This is a genomic window from Lysobacter ciconiae, assembly GCF_015209725.1.
GTDB lineage: Bacteria > Pseudomonadota > Gammaproteobacteria > Xanthomonadales > Xanthomonadaceae > Novilysobacter > Novilysobacter ciconiae.
Map to the genome: position 1 here is coordinate 1,034,689 of NZ_CP063656.1, position 14,072 is coordinate 1,048,760.

At 65.8% G+C, this 14,072-nt stretch carries 16 protein-coding genes; 15 read left to right on the plus strand and 1 reads right to left on the minus strand.

All coding sequences use genetic code 11. From position 1 onward, the window contains the following. Nucleotides 1–12 precede the first annotated feature (12 nt). From INQ41_RS04775 to sctT, 5 genes are all read left to right on the plus strand, one after another. Nucleotides 13–630, plus strand: coding sequence for a response regulator transcription factor (locus tag INQ41_RS04775; protein ID WP_193986675.1), 618 nt, complete (start codon nt 13–15; stop codon nt 628–630). Then, nucleotides 623–1,744 carry a type III secretion system cytoplasmic ring protein SctQ gene (gene sctQ, locus INQ41_RS04780; RefSeq protein ID WP_193986677.1) on the plus strand — a complete coding sequence of 374 codons (1,122 nt, stop codon included), beginning with the start codon at nt 623–625 and terminating at the stop codon, nt 1,742–1,744. The genes INQ41_RS04775 and sctQ overlap by 8 nt, the downstream gene beginning before the upstream one ends. Before the next feature lie 3 nt (nt 1,745–1,747). Then, nucleotides 1,748–2,671, plus strand: a complete 924-nt coding sequence (locus INQ41_RS13340; protein ID WP_282436987.1) for an EscR/YscR/HrcR family type III secretion system export apparatus protein — start codon at nt 1,748–1,750, stop codon at nt 2,669–2,671. A 51-nt stretch (nt 2,672–2,722) separates the two neighbouring features. Further along, the gene (gene sctS, locus INQ41_RS04795; RefSeq protein ID WP_043958481.1) at nt 2,723–2,989 is read left to right on the plus strand and encodes a type III secretion system export apparatus subunit SctS; all 267 of its coding nucleotides are present in this window, start codon (nt 2,723–2,725) and stop codon (nt 2,987–2,989) included. Nucleotides 2,990–3,065: 76 nt separating this feature from the next. Next, nucleotides 3,066–3,848 (plus strand): type III secretion system export apparatus subunit SctT, encoded by a 783-nt coding sequence (gene sctT / locus INQ41_RS04800; protein WP_193986679.1) that lies wholly within the window; start codon nt 3,066–3,068, stop codon nt 3,846–3,848. A gap of 36 nt (nt 3,849–3,884) precedes the next feature. Here sctT and sctU read toward each other — a convergent pair whose 3' ends face one another. Then, nucleotides 3,885–4,949 (minus strand): type III secretion system export apparatus subunit SctU, encoded by a 1,065-nt coding sequence (gene sctU / locus INQ41_RS04805; protein WP_193986681.1) that lies wholly within the window; start codon nt 4,947–4,949, stop codon nt 3,885–3,887. A gap of 185 nt (nt 4,950–5,134) precedes the next feature. Between sctU and INQ41_RS04810 the strand changes: the two genes are divergently transcribed. From INQ41_RS04810 to INQ41_RS04855, 10 genes are all read left to right on the plus strand, one after another. Further along, on the plus strand, nt 5,135–5,464 hold the full coding sequence (locus INQ41_RS04810; RefSeq protein ID WP_193986683.1) for a hypothetical protein: 330 nt from the start codon (nt 5,135–5,137) through the stop codon (nt 5,462–5,464). A gap of 55 nt (nt 5,465–5,519) precedes the next feature. After that, complete coding sequence (locus INQ41_RS04815; protein WP_193986685.1) at nt 5,520–6,197, plus strand: hypothetical protein; 678 nt, start codon at nt 5,520–5,522, stop codon at nt 6,195–6,197. Between the two features lie 279 nt (nt 6,198–6,476). Then, nucleotides 6,477–8,378 (plus strand): threonine--tRNA ligase, encoded by a 1,902-nt coding sequence (thrS, locus tag INQ41_RS04820; protein WP_193986686.1) that lies wholly within the window; start codon nt 6,477–6,479, stop codon nt 8,376–8,378. A 65-nt stretch (nt 8,379–8,443) separates the two neighbouring features. Beyond that, nucleotides 8,444–8,965 (plus strand): translation initiation factor IF-3, encoded by a 522-nt coding sequence (gene infC / locus INQ41_RS04825; protein WP_084227701.1) that lies wholly within the window; start codon nt 8,444–8,446, stop codon nt 8,963–8,965. 240 nt (nt 8,966–9,205) lie between these two features. Next, nucleotides 9,206–9,403: a 50S ribosomal protein L35 gene (gene rpmI / locus INQ41_RS04830; RefSeq protein WP_043958488.1), complete on the plus strand. Its 198-nt coding sequence runs from the start codon at nt 9,206–9,208 to the stop codon at nt 9,401–9,403. A gap of 13 nt (nt 9,404–9,416) precedes the next feature. Further along, entirely contained in the window at nt 9,417–9,776 is a 360-nt protein-coding gene (rplT, locus tag INQ41_RS04835; RefSeq protein ID WP_193986688.1) for a 50S ribosomal protein L20, read from the plus strand. A 106-nt stretch (nt 9,777–9,882) separates the two neighbouring features. Further along, nucleotides 9,883–10,893 (plus strand): phenylalanine--tRNA ligase subunit alpha, encoded by a 1,011-nt coding sequence (gene pheS / locus INQ41_RS04840; RefSeq protein WP_193986690.1) that lies wholly within the window; start codon nt 9,883–9,885, stop codon nt 10,891–10,893. A 16-nt stretch (nt 10,894–10,909) separates the two neighbouring features. Next, nucleotides 10,910–13,303 carry a phenylalanine--tRNA ligase subunit beta gene (gene pheT, locus INQ41_RS04845; protein ID WP_193986692.1) on the plus strand — a complete coding sequence of 798 codons (2,394 nt, stop codon included), beginning with the start codon at nt 10,910–10,912 and terminating at the stop codon, nt 13,301–13,303. Nucleotides 13,304–13,368: 65 nt separating this feature from the next. Next, nucleotides 13,369–13,671, plus strand: coding sequence for an integration host factor subunit alpha (locus INQ41_RS04850; protein ID WP_193986694.1), 303 nt, complete (start codon nt 13,369–13,371; stop codon nt 13,669–13,671). Then, complete coding sequence (locus INQ41_RS04855; protein ID WP_043958492.1) at nt 13,664–14,020, plus strand: MerR family transcriptional regulator; 357 nt, start codon at nt 13,664–13,666, stop codon at nt 14,018–14,020. Before INQ41_RS04850 ends, INQ41_RS04855 begins: the two co-directional genes overlap by 8 nt. Nucleotides 14,021–14,072 lie beyond the last annotated feature (52 nt).

Sequence of the window (14,072 nt, forward strand, 5' to 3'; positions counted from 1 at the left end):
CCGGAGGCTGGCATGACTGACGTCGCTGCAATCGGAACGCTTGTCCATCTGGTCGATGACAACGACGCGTTCCGTGAATCGACCGCATGGCTGTTGCAGACCGCGGGTTTCGAGGTGCGGGAATATGCCTCGGGGCCGCAGTTCCTCGCCGAGGTGGTGGATGCGGCTGCGACGGCGTCATCGACCTCGGCCGCGCCGGCCGAATGCCTGGTGTCGGACATCCGCATGCCCGAGATGAGTGGCCTGCAGTTGCAGGCCGAACTGCGCCGTCGCGACAACGCATTGCCGCTGGTGTTCGTGACCGCGCACGGCGATGTTCCGCTGGCGGTGGAGGCGATGCGCAATGGCGCCGCACACTTCCTGGAGAAACCCTTCTCCGATGACGCGCTGATCGAGGCGATCCGCACCGCCTTGGCCAAGCCGGTAGGCGCAGCCGTGGCGCTGGCCAAGCTGACCCCGCGCGAGAAGCAGGTGCTGGACCTGGTCGTGGCGAGCAAGCCCAACAAGATCATTGCCGACATCCTCGGCATCAGCATCAAGACCGTTGAACTGCACAGGGCGAACATGATGGCAAAGCTTGGGGTACGGTCGGTGCCCGATTTGATGAAGGTGGCGCTCGGACATGGCTGATGCGGGAAGTGGAACGATCGAGGCGAACCGGGACGACGCCGCAGCCGCGACCAAGGTCACCTCGCTGCGTGGGCGCGTGCCGTCAATCGCGGCGTCGCAGCTGCTTCCGCTGCAGGCCTTGTTCGAATACCCGCGCCGATGGCATCTGGCTGATGGAGGCCGCCTGGTGTTCTCGCCGGGTACACCCGATGCCGGCGACGCAACCTTCGCCATCGATGCGGACGGCACGGGCATGGCGCTGCGCCTGGACGAGGATCGTTCGTCGGCGGAGCGGGCCGGCCTGCACTGGAGCGATTACGAGGGCCGCTCACGCGTGCTCGCCTGGAGCCTGGCCCAGGAATCCCGGTTGGCGCGCCTGAGCGAAGCGCTGGGAATGGCACTGGTTCCGGTGTTGCCGGCGGCCGATGCGGCCTCTGCAGCGGTCGCGACCGATGCGGACTCCGGCGATGTCTGGCTCGACTTCGTGGTTGAAGAGCCCGACCTTCCCGACGAGCCCAAGCCGCCGGGCCTGAGCGGGCTGCTGCGCCTGCCGGTCGACAGCCTGGCGCCCCTGCTTGCGCGCGCCGGAGACCCCTACGGCGAGGATCCGCCGGTGCCGCTGGGCGCCTGGCCTGGCTTGCCGGCCAACGTGGCGATTGCTTTTGCCGGACCCGAGATCCCCCTTGCCGAATGGCGGACCCTCACGCCGGGCAGTGTCATTGTTGCCGGTCGCCTGCGCGCGCCTCCGCCGGTGCACGCGTTCGCGTGCGGACGACGCTGGCCGCTGGCGTTCGACGGCCAGGGCTGGCGCGTGGACGGCCCATCAGAATCTTTGTCACCCCCTCAGGAGAGTTCCATGACCAGCAACGATGAAGCCGGCGCGCAGCCGGAAGCGGAGGCCCCGGTTGGCGGCGACGGTATTGAGCAACTGCCGGTCCAGCTGCGGTTTGAACTGGGCGAGCTCGAGCTGAGCATCGCCGAGTTGTCGGCCCTGCAGCCCGGATACGTCTTCCCGCTGGCCAGCCGCCTGGAAGGCGCCAACGTCGCCATCCGCGCCAACGGCCGCAACGTCGGTCGCGGCGAGGTGGTCGCGGTCGGCGATACGCTTGGTATCCGTCTGCTGGCGTGGAGCTGACGCGTGGACTTCAGTTCCTTCTCCCCGGCGCTGATCCTCGTCACCGTCGTCAGCCTTGCGCTGGCGCCGTTCGTGGCGGTGATGGTGACCTCGTTCACCAAGATCGTGGTCGTGCTCAGCCTGCTGCGCAACGCGCTCGGGCTGCAGCAGGTCCCGCCCAACGTGGTCATCAACGGCCTGGCCATCGTGCTGTCGATCTACGTGATGTATCCGGTGCTGCTGGACACGCACGCGGCGATCACCGGTCAGGTCCAGTCCACCAGTGCGACCGCGCCGGCCACGCAGCCCGGCGCGCCTGAATCGTCCGCTCCGGCCGCGCTGGCGCTGGTTCCCGGCGTCGAGGTTGCGGTGGACAGCACGGCGCAGATGCTGGGCCCGGCCGGGTCGCAGGTCGCCGCGCAATCCCAGGGCGACAATCTTGCCGAAGCCGGCGACGCGGAAGCGGAAGCAGAAGCGGAAGCGGAAGCAGAAGCGGAAGCGGAGCAGGAAGGGGTCGCCGCACTGCCGCCGCTGGCACCGGGCGAGCGCATGGATACCGCGCGCCTGCTGAAGCTGGTCGAGGTGGGCAAGGAGCCGCTGCGCGGGTTCCTGATCAAGCATTCCAGCGACACCGAACGCGCGTTCTTCCTGCGCAGCGCGCAGCGGCTGTTGCCACCGGCGCGGCAGGCGGACATCTCTGCCAACGACTTCATCGTGATCGTGCCGGCCTTCACCGTCAGCGAACTCACCGCCGCCTTCCAGATCGGCTTCCTCATCTTCCTGCCGTTCCTGATCATCGACCTGGTGGTCGCCAATATCCTGCTCGCGCTGGGCATGATGATGATGTCGCCCACGATCGTCTCGCTGCCGTTCAAGCTGCTGCTGTTCGTGCTGATCGATGGCTGGGCGAAGCTCGTGCACGGACTGGTGCTCACGTATGCGATCTAGGCCAGGTGCCGTCAGTCGTGGCCCCGCCTGGCTCATTTCCGGAGTCCGGCCATGAACGAGGTCCTGGAACTGACCAAGCAGGCGCTGTGGCTGGTGCTGATCCTGTCGGGACCGCCGATCGCCGCGGCGGCGATCTTCGGGCTGGTGATCGCCTTCCTGCAGGCGGCGACCCAGTTGCAGGAGCAGACCTTCGCCTACGCGGTGAAGTTGCTGGTGATCGTGCTCACGCTGTTCATCACCGCCTCGCTGCTGGGCGGGACGCTGTTTACCTTCGCCGAGCGCCTGTTCATCGAGTTCCCCGGGCTGGTCAGGCGATGACCCGGCGGACGGGCGTGCGCGCACTCGTCGGCAAGCGCGACGGTTTCGGGCCGGCGCATCCACTGAAGTCCGGCTGATGCCGTTTGACGGTGTCGGCAATGCGCTGCTGGCCCTGGCACTCACGCTGCCGCGTGTGATCGGTGCGTTCGTGATGCTGCCTTTGCTCACCTCGCAGAACATCCCGGCGATGGTGCGCAACAGCTTCCTGGTCAGCCTTGCCGTGGTCGCGCTGCCCATCGCGATGGCCGGGGCGCCGATCGATGCGATGGGCGCACCCATGTGGCCGGTGATCGTGCTCAAGGAGATCTTCCTGGGCATGGCGATCGGGTTCTGTTTCGGCATGGTGTTCTGGGCGATCGGTGCCGCCGGCAACCTGATGGACAGCCAGGTCGGCATGGCCATGGCGTCGATCTTCGATCCCATCCAGGGGCACCAGGCAGCGCCTCATGGGCAGTTCCTGTCGCAATTGGCGGCCTGGCTGTTCATGGCCAGCGGCGCGTTCCTGATCTTCCTCGACCTGCTCCTGTCCAGCTACGCGCTGTGGCCGGTGATGTCCTACTTTCCGCAGATCCAGGCCGAGGGCAGGGAGCTGTTCATCGGCCAGTTCAGCTACCTGATGACCGCGCTGCTGGTGATGGCCTCGCCGGCGCTGATCCTGTTGCTGCTGGTGGATCTATCCTTCGGACTGGTCAACCGCTACGCGCCGCAGCTGAACGTGTTCGCGCTGACGCTGCCGATCAAGGCCTGGGTGGCAACCGGCATGATCCTGCTGCTGATGGGTGTGTACGTGGAGATGGTGCTGAAGAAACTGGGTGAGAACCGCGCCCTGCTGGAAGTCCTCAACCGGGTGTTTTCCTGACCGACCCGCAGTGACGGTGCGCTGCCCAGACCGGGCTCAGTCGCGCGAGTCGCGCACGCCCTCGGCCCAGTGCAGGACCTCGGCGACGGCCTCGAAGAACTCGTTGCTGATGTGGTCGTCCAGCGCCACCTTCTCGTGCAGCCCGCGCGCCAGTGGAATGTTCTGCAGGATCGGAACCCCGGCTTCCTCGGCTGCCTGGCGGATCATCTCCGCGGTGTGCCCCTCGCCCTTGGCAACGACAATCGGCAGGTCGGTCTCGCCGTCCTGGTAGCGCAGAGCGATGGCGATGTGGGTGGGGTTGGTCACGACGACGTTGGCTCCGCGCACGGCATGCATCATGTTCTGCTGCGACCACTCCTGATGCAACTGGCGACGCCGCTGTTTGACGTGCGGGTCGCCCTCGCTGTCCTTGAGTTCCTGGCGGATGTCGCGCCGGCTCATGCGCAGGTTCTTCAGGTACGAGTACTTCTGGTACGAGGTGTCCAGCGCCGAGATGAAGAAGAACACGCAGATCGTCCAGATCACGATCCGCGACAGGCCCTGCCACAGCGCTGCGCCGATCGCCTCGGGCGGGGAGGTCGTCAGCTGCAGCAGATCGGGCAGCATGCCGCGCACGACGATCCAGCCGATCCCGATCAGCGCCGCGGACTTGACGATGGACTTGATGAGGTCCACCAGGTTGTCCATCGAGAACATCTTCTTGATGCCCTCGACCGGGTTGAGCTTGTCCATCTTGGGCTTGACCTTCTCCCAGCTCAGCAGCGGGCCGACCTGGAGGAACTCGATCAGCAGGCCCAGCATCAGCGACATCGCCAGCAGCGGCAGCATCAGCCACAGGAAGGTCTCGATCGCGGTCTGCGCCAGCAGCGGCAGGCTGGTCTCGAAGGGCTGTCCCAGCGTCGCCAGACTCTGCTCGAACAGGTTGTTGATCCGCGAGTGCATCGAGCCCACCAGCATCCAGGCCGTCACCAGCCAGCCCATCACCAGCACGGTGCCGGTGAGGTCGCGGCTTTTGGAGACATTGCCCTCCTTTCGCGCATCAAGGATACGTTTTCGGGTAGGGGGCTCGGTCTTGTCGGCGCCTTTGTCTTTCTCCGACACGGGCGGCCCTCGATTCTGGGAGGATCAGAGGCTAGCATGGCCCCACGCCGGTTCCGGCGGCGTCCAGCTGCACCTGAATGCGGAGCCAGCACCCTGGTAGTTACCCCAGATGCCAGCGTCAGGTGCACGCGCTACATTTCAGCCATCCCTCCGTCCCCGGGTGTCATCGAGGCCAACGCAGACGCATGAACAGCATCGGCAACAGTCCACAACTTGATCGCGCCGGCCTGCAATCGCTCGCCGACCGTCTTGCGCTGGATGATCCTGCACGCCATGGCGCGCAACTGCCGACTGCCACGCCTGCGACCGACGAGGCCACCGGATTACGCAGCCATGCCGCTTCCGCCGTCATCGATGCGGGGGAGCAGGCGTTGGGCGTGGCGGCATGGGACGGTTTCGCCGGCGGACAGCGGGTGTTGTCCAGCGACATGGCGCTGCAGGGCATGCTGGGTCGCCTCGACCTGCCGTCGGCAGTCGATGTCGGCGTCGACGCGGTAGTCGCCGCACTCGGCTGAGGGCTAGCATCGGCGCGTCGCAGCGTTCTGATCCTGCGCGGAGACCGGTTGCCCCATGAATGACATTCCTTCGTCCGACGGACTGCGCTCGGCTTCAGCCAGCCTGGTGGCGGCGCTCGCGTCGCACTCGGATCCCGAGTACCGGCTGAGCGTGCTCAAGCGGCTCGCACGCCGGCTGGGCGAAGCGCGCTATCCGGTCTTCCTGCGCATACTGGGCGTGATCGCCGAGAGCGACGATCTGCGCGCGCAGCGGCTTCTCGCCGATACCTTCGGGCTGGCGCTGCGCCGCATGGACCTGCCCGGCGGGGCCTTGAGTTCCTGGGGCGCGACCGGCCTGCCCGACAGCAAGACGCCGGTCGCGGCCAGCACGTTTTCCGGCAACTTCTTCGGCGCCACGCCGCAACGTCTGCTGGGCCCATTGGAGTACCTGGCGGTGTGGCACCTGCAACGCACCCAGCGCCAGTTGCTGGGTCGCGACGCTTTTGTACAGGCGACCTCACGCCTGGTCGCGCTGCTCAACCACAGCGAGGACGCGAGGCGGCTGTATCCGCAGAAACTCGCCGTTGACGCGCAGAACGAGCTGGAGGGCGCGTACACCCGGACCACCCGTGAGCGCCTCGCCGCGATGGCGGTCGCGTGGCAGTCGGGGCAGTCACCCGAGGACGTGGCCCGCGCGGCCCTGGGGGCCGCTCCCGACGCGCGGGAAGGGCAGTGGGTAGTGCACGATCTGTAGCGCAGCAGGCGCGCTGAGGAGCGATCGATATCCGACGCCGTTGACTTGCACTTCCCGGTCCCCAATATTAGAAGGTCCCGCGGTGAAGCTTCGCCGCCCCATCCCTGCAAAGGTGGCCCGCACCCACGTGCCGGTCGAGTGTGTGACATGAGCACTACGCGCATCCAACGCTAGAACCGCCCCGGGCTTCCATTTCGATGCAGGCGCCCAGGGGGCGCTTTTCTCTTTTCGGGTCGGACGTTTTTCCGACCTCCAGCCAGCCACTTTGTAGACACCGCCATGATCGCAATTACCCTTCCCGACGGCAGCCGCCGTGAATTCGACGCACCCCTGAGCATTGCCGACGTGGCCGCATCCATCGGCCCGGGACTGGCCAAGGCCGCGCTGGCCGGCAAGGTGGATGGCGATCTGGTCGATACCAGCTACTGTCTGACCGGCGACGCCGCGCTGGAAATCGTCACCGACAAGCATCCCGACGCGCTGGAGGTGATCCGCCATTCCACCGCGCACCTTCTCGCCCAGGCAGTGCAGCGTCTGTTCCCGGGCACCCAGGTCACGATTGGCCCGGTGATCGAGAACGGTTTCTACTACGACTTCGCCTACGAGCGGCCCTTCACGCCCGAAGACCTGCCGGCGATCGAAGCGGAGATGCACAGGATCGCCAAGGAGGCGCTGCCTGTGAGCCGGGAAGTGAAATCGCGCCATGACGCGATCCATTTCTTCAACGGCATCGGTGAGCACTTCAAGGCCGAGATCATCGCCTCGATCCCGGACGGCGAGGACCTCTCGCTTTACAGCCAGGGCGAGTTCACCGACCTTTGCCGCGGTCCGCACGTACCCAGCACCGACAAGCTGCGCAGCTTCAAGTTGATGAAGGTCGCCGGCGCGTACTGGCGCGGCGACCACAACAACCAGATGCTGAGCCGCATCTACGGCACGGCCTGGCTCAACGACAAGGACCTGAAGGCGCACCTGCTGCAGCTGGAGGAGGCCGAGAAGCGCGACCACCGCAAGATCGGGCGCGCGCAGGACCTGTTCCACATGCAGGAGGAAGCGCCAGGCCTGGTGTTCTGGCATCCCAAGGGCTGGGCGATCTGGCAGGTGGTGGAGCAGTACATGCGCGGCGTGTACCGCAACAGCGGCTACGACGAGGTGCGCTGCCCGCAGATCCTGGATGTCTCGCTGTGGAAGCAGTCCGGCCACTGGGACAACTACCAGGAGAACATGTTCTTCACCGAGTCGGAGAAGCGCACCTACGCGCTCAAGCCGATGAACTGCCCGGGCCACGTCCAGGTCTTCAACCACGGCCTGCACAGCTACCGTGACCTGCCGATCCGCTACGGCGAGTTCGGCGCCTGCCATCGCAACGAGCCGTCCGGTGCGCTGCACGGCATCCTGCGCGTGCGCGGGTTCACCCAGGACGATGGCCACGTGTTCTGCACCGAGGCGCAGATCGAGTCCGAGGTCACCGCGTTCCACCAGCAGGCGATGAAGGTCTACGAGGACTTCGGCTTCACCGACGTGCAGGTCAAGCTGGCGCTGCGCCCGGAGCCCCGCATGGGCGACGACGAGACGTGGGACAAGGCCGAGGAGGCCTTGCGCCTGGCGCTGCGTGCCACCGGGGTGGAGTGGGAGGAGCTGCCCGGCGAGGGCGCCTTCTACGGCCCGAAGGTCGAGTACCACCTGAGTGACGCGATCGGCCGTACCTGGCAGCTGGGGACCATGCAGGTCGATTTCATGATGCCCGGCCGTCTTGGCGCGGAATACATCGATGAGTCCAGCCAGCGCAAGCACCCAGTCATGCTGCACCGGGCGATCGTCGGCTCGATGGAGCGCTTCATCGGCATCCTGATCGAGCATCACGCCGGCCACTTTCCAGCCTGGCTGGCACCCGTGCAGGCGGTGGTGGGCAACATCACCGACGCCCAGGCCAGTTACGCGGCAGAAGTCGCCCAATCCCTTGCAGATCAAGGGTTCCGGGTGGAAAAGGATTTGCGCAACGAGAAAATCGGCCGTAAGATTCGCGAGCACACGCTCCAGCGCGTGCCGTACCTGCTCGTGGTCGGAGACCGCGAAAAGGAAAACGGCCTGGTCGCGGTGCGCACGCGTGGGGGGGAAGATCTTGGCTCGATGTCCGTTGCCGAGTTCGCCGCGCGTTTACGTAACGAAGACGCTCGCTAAGGCAGCGTCGTCCATACTGTGTCGGCTGCACGTGCGGCCGAACGACCCATACCGGAGATTGCAACATCAGTACCCCCGACAAGCGGAACCGCAAGAATCAGGAGATCCGCGCGCTGAAAGTGCGCGTGATCGGCAGCGATGGCGAACAGGTCGGCGTGCTTTCACGCGACGAGGCGCTTGAGCTCGCCCAGGAAGCAGGCCTCGACCTGGTGGAAATCCAGCCCCACGGCGATCCGCCGGTGTGCCGCATCATGGATTTCGGCAAGTTCATCTTCGATCTGCAAAAGAAGGCCAATCTGGCCAAGAAGAAGCAGAAGCAGGTCGAGATCAAGGAAATCAAGTTCCGCCCGGTCACCGATGAAGGCGACTACCAGATCAAGCTGCGCAACATGCGCCGTTTCCTGGAAGACGGGGACAAGATCAAGGTCAACATCCGGTTCCGTGGCCGCGAGATGCGCCACCAGGATCTGGGCCGCCAGATGGCGGACCGGATCGAGCTGGATCTGGGTGAGGACATCGTCGTGGAATCGCGTCCCCGTCTGGAAGGCCGTCAGATGGTGATGATGATCGCGCCGAAGAAGAAGTAGCCCAGGCGCTGTCGTCTCTGGCAGCCGCACACCCGCAGACGGCCATTGGCCCATTGTGTTGCGCGCGCCTGACGCTGCCGGCATAATGGGCGGCCCGGTTTGCCGGGGTTGTTGTTTGTAGTTCAGGACCTGTTGCTGATCCTTTTCGGATCAATGACTTATCGACCGATACGGGCAGGACGGAAAGTGTGGCCACGCCACCGCCCATGTCAGTGACATATACCCGAAAGGACCTTCGCAATGCCCAAGATCAAAACCCACCGTGGGGCGGCCAAGCGTTTTCGCAAGACCGCGTCCGGCAAGTTCAAGTGCGGCCACGCCAACCGTAGCCACATCCTCACCAAGAAGGCGACCAAGCGGAAGCGCAACCTGCGGCAGACGAATTACGCCCGCCCGGAAGACGCTGGACGTATCAATCGCATGCTGCCCTACGCCTGAGGAGGACTGAAAAATGGCACGAGTCAAACGTGGTGTACAGGCGCGCCGTCGCCACAAGAAGGTGCTCGACCTGGCCAAGGGCTATTACCATGCCCGTCGCAAGGTCTATCGCGTCGCCCATCAGGCCGTCATCAAGGCACAGCAGTACGCCTACATCGGCCGCAAGCAGAAGAAGCGCAATTTCCGTTCGCTGTGGATCACCCGCATCAACGCGGCTGCCCGCATGAACGGCATGAGCTACAGCCGCTTCATCAACGGTCTGATGAAGGCCGGCATCACCCTTGATCGCAAGGTGCTGGCGGACATCGCCGTGCACGACGCGGCGGGTTTTGCCGCGCTGACCGAGAAGGCCAAGGGCGCGCTCACAGCGTAAACGTGCGGCACCGGTACGCGGCATTGTCCGCGGCGGCCGGTCAGCAACGAGAGTCACGCATGGGGAAGGGCGCAAGTCCTTCCCCATGTTTTTTTCTGGAACAGGCATGAGCGCAATCGAAACCCTCACCGCCCAGGCGCTGGAGCGCATCGCCGCCGCTGACGCCCCCGCCGCAGTGGAGTCGCTGCGAGTGGAGTTGCTGGGCAAGTCCGGCAGCATCACCGCCCAGCTCAAGCAGTTGGGAACACTACCCGCCGACCAGCGCAAGGCAGCCGGCGAGGCAATCAACCAGGCCCGCAACGCCGTCACCGAGGCGCTGCACGCACGTCGCGACACGCTGCAGCAGGCGGCGCTGGACGCCCGGCTGGCGTCCGAGACCCTCGATGTCACTTTGCCCGGAATCAACGCCTCGCGCGGTGGACTGCACCCGGTCAGCCGCACGCTGGAACGGATCACCGATATCTTCGGGCGACTGGGTTTCGAACTCGCCGACGGGCCGGAGATCGAGGACGACTGGCACAACTTCGAGGCCCTGAATTTTCCGCCGCATCATCCGGCGCGGGCGATGCACGACACTTTCTACATGCGTCCCGACGGCAGTGGCGTCGCCCGCCTGCTGCGCACGCACACCTCCGGCGTGCAGGTCCGCTACATGAAGGACCATTCCCCGCCGCTGCGGATGATCGCGGCCGGCAAGGTCTATCGCAGCGACAGCGACCAGACCCACACGCCGATGTTCCACCAGGTCGAAGGCCTGCTGGTGGACGAACACGCCAGTTTCGCCGACCTGAAGGGGACGCTTGCCGAGTTCGTGCGGGCGTTTTTCGAGCGCGACTTCCAGATGCGTTTCCGCCCCAGCTACTTTCCGTTTACCGAGCCGTCTGCCGAGGTCGACATTGCCTGGGAGCAGCCCGATGGGAGCATGCGCTGGCTGGAGGTTCTGGGCTGCGGCATGGTCCATCCCAACGTACTGCGCAACATCGGTGTCGACCCGGAGAAGTACACCGGTTTTGCGTTCGGCCTGGGCGTGGAGCGTTTTGCGATGCTCCGCTACGGCGTCGACGACCTGCGCAGCTTCTTCGAAAACGACGTGCGTTTCCTGAAACAGTTCGCGTAAGCCAGGGATCGATTGAATGAAGTTTTCCGAAAACTGGCTGCGCCAGCACGTATCCACCACTGCCAGCCACGACGAGCTGGTCGACACCCTCACCGCGATCGGCCTGGAGGTGGAGGAGGTCACCCGCATCGGCGACGGCCTCGACAACGTCGTTGTGTCGCGGATCGTATCGGCGGCCAAGCACCCGGAGGCCGACCGCCTGCAGGTGTGTCAGGTCGATGCCGGCGGCGATGATCTGGTGCAGATCGTCTGCGGTGCGCCCAATGCCCGCGCCGGCCTGATGGCGCCGCTGGCGAAAGTCGGGGCGGTTCTGCCCGGCGGCATGAAAATCGAGGCCGCCCAACTGCGCGGCGCCGAGTCCTTCGGCATGCTGTGTTCGGCGAAGGAGCTCGGCACCGATAGCGATGCGTCGGGGCTTCTGGAACTCCCGGCCGATGCCGCTCCCGGCACGCCGGTAGGCGATCTGCTGGGCCTTCCCGATTCGGCCATCGAGATCAAGCTGACCCCCAACCGCGCCGACTGCTACGGCGTGCGCGGTATCGCCTTCGACGTGGCGGCGGCCGCCGATGCTGCGGTATCCGGTTTCATCGTGGAACCGGTGGAGGCGCGCATTGAGGACGCGCTGTCGATCCACCTTGATGCCGGCGCCGACGCACCGCGCTACTGCGGTCGCGTACTGCGTGATGTGGACGCGACTGCACGCACCCCGCTGTGGATGGCCGAGCGCCTGCGGCGCAGCGGCGTGCGCCCGGTATCGCTGCTGGTCGATGTGACCCAGTACGTGATGCTGGAGCTCGGCCAGCCGATGCATGCCTTCGATCGGGATCTGCTCAGCGGCGGCACGGTGGGCGTCCGCCGCGCCCGCGCCGGCGAGCGGCTCAAGCTTCTGGATGGCCGCGACGCCGCGCTCGACCCGCAGTTCCTGCTGGTTACCGATGCCGACGCGCCGATCGCGCTGGCTGGGATCATGGGCGGTTTTGACGCTCGCGTGACCGAGGCGACCCGCAGCGTGTTCCTGGAGGCCGCACACTTTGCGCCCGCCGCCATCATCGGCCGCAGCCGCAAGCTCGGCTTGCACACGGACGCGAGCCACCGCTTCGAGCGCGGCGTGGATCCCGAACTTCCACGCATCGCCATCGAGTACGCCACCGCGCTGATCCTCGATGCCGCCGGCGGTAGCGCGGGCCCGGTGGTCGAGGCGGCGCTGCATGAGCATCTGCCGCAACCGCAGCCGATCGTGTTGCGCCGTGCGCGGCTGGCGCGGGTACTTGGCATCGAGGTACCCGGTGCGCGGGTCGAGCGCATCCTCCGCGCGCTCGGCATGCAGGTGGAAGCGCTGGAAGAGGGCTGGCAGATCATCGCTCCCAGCCGCCGCTTCGACATCGCGATCGAGGAGGACCTGATCGAGGAGGTCGCCCGCATCCACGGCTACGACAATATTCCGACCACGCTGCCCAGCGGAGCGTCGCGGCTGGCCGCGCCCTCCGAGACCCTGGTGGATGCGGCGGACATCCGCCGCCATATGGCGGCGCGTGACTATCTGGAGGCGATCAACTACGCCTTTGTCGATGGCGACCTGCTCGACTCTTGGTCCGCTTCCGAACGCGCAGTGGTGATCGCCAATCCGCTCAGCGTCGAGCTGGGCGCGATGCGCACGATGCTGCTGCCGGGCCTGGTATCGGCACTGGGACGGAATGCCGCGCGGCAGCAATCCCGGGTCCGCCTGTTCGAGACCGGCAACGTCTTCACGGCGGCCGACGGTGTGGCGCCGCTGCACACGCAGCGCGTCGCAGCGGTGGCCTGCGGCGATGCGCTGGCCGAGCAGTGGGCCCAGCCGTCGCGCGAGGTCGGCTTCCACGACCTGCAGGGCGACCTGGAAAGCCTCGCAGCCTTGTCCGGGGCGAGCCTGGCGTACGAAACCGCGGTAGCCCCCTGGGCGCATCCCGGTCGCTGCGCCCGTGTCTTCCGCCGGAATTCGGCGGGGGAGCGGCAGCCACTGGGCTGGATTGCCCAGTTGCATCCGCGCCTGTTGCAGGCACTGGAGATCGATGTCGACGTCATCGGCTTCGAGCTGGACCTGGAACCGCTGCAGGCTCGACCGGTGCCCAAGGCGAGCGGACGGTCGCGCTATCCGTCGGTACGGCGCGATCTGGCCTTCGTTTTGCCCGAAGGCGTGCCCTGGGGCGACGTCGCGCGGACCATTCGCGCAGCCGCCGGGCCGGTCCTGCGCGACCTGGTCCTGTTTGATCGTTACCAGGGGAAAGGCGTGGAATCGGGATGCAAGAGTCTTGCTATGGGCTTGATTTTGCAGGAAGAATCGCGCACGCTCGTCGAGACTGACGTCGATCGCGTCGTGGCTTCCGTCACGTCCGCAATGCTTTCCGATCACGCAGCAAGGATTCGCGACTGAGGCCGGTTTTTTCGGCGCCCGGCGCACGGTTGTCAGTCACACAGCAGCAGGGGATGGAACGGATAATGGCGTTGACCAAGGCTGAAATGGCCGAGCGGCTGTTCGACGAGGTCGGGCTCAACAAGCGTGAAGCGAAGGAGTTCGTCGACGCCTTTTTTGACTCCCTGCGCCTGGCCCTGCAGGGCGGACGCCAGGTCAAGCTTTCCGGCTTTGGCAACTTCGATTTGCGGCGCAAGAAGGAGCGCCCGGGTCGCAACCCGAAGACCGGCGAGGAGATCCCGATCTCGGCCCGGACCGTGGTGACCTTCCGCCCGGGGCAGAAATTGAAGGAACGCGTAGAGGCCTACGCCGGAACTGAAAATGCTTGATCCAGGCAGCAACCGCGAGCTCCCGCCGATCCCGGCCAAACGCTACTTCACCATTGGCGAGGTCAGCGAGCTGTGCGACGTGAAGCCGCACGTACTGCGATATTGGGAGACCGAGTTTCCCTCCCTGAAGCCGGTCAAGCGTCGCGGCAACCGGCGCTACTACCAGCGCCACGAAGTGCTGATGATCCGGCAGATCCGCGGCCTGCTGTACGAGCAGGGCTACACCATCGGCGGCGCACGGCTACGTCTTGAAGGCGAGGAGGCCAAGGACGAGTCCGCGCTCAGCACACAGATCATCCGCCAGGTCCGCATGGAGCTGGAGGAAGTGCTGCAGATGCTGCGGCGCTGACATCGTGTTCAGCGGATGCCCTGCAGGGGTCGCGATTTACTGATTTTCAGCT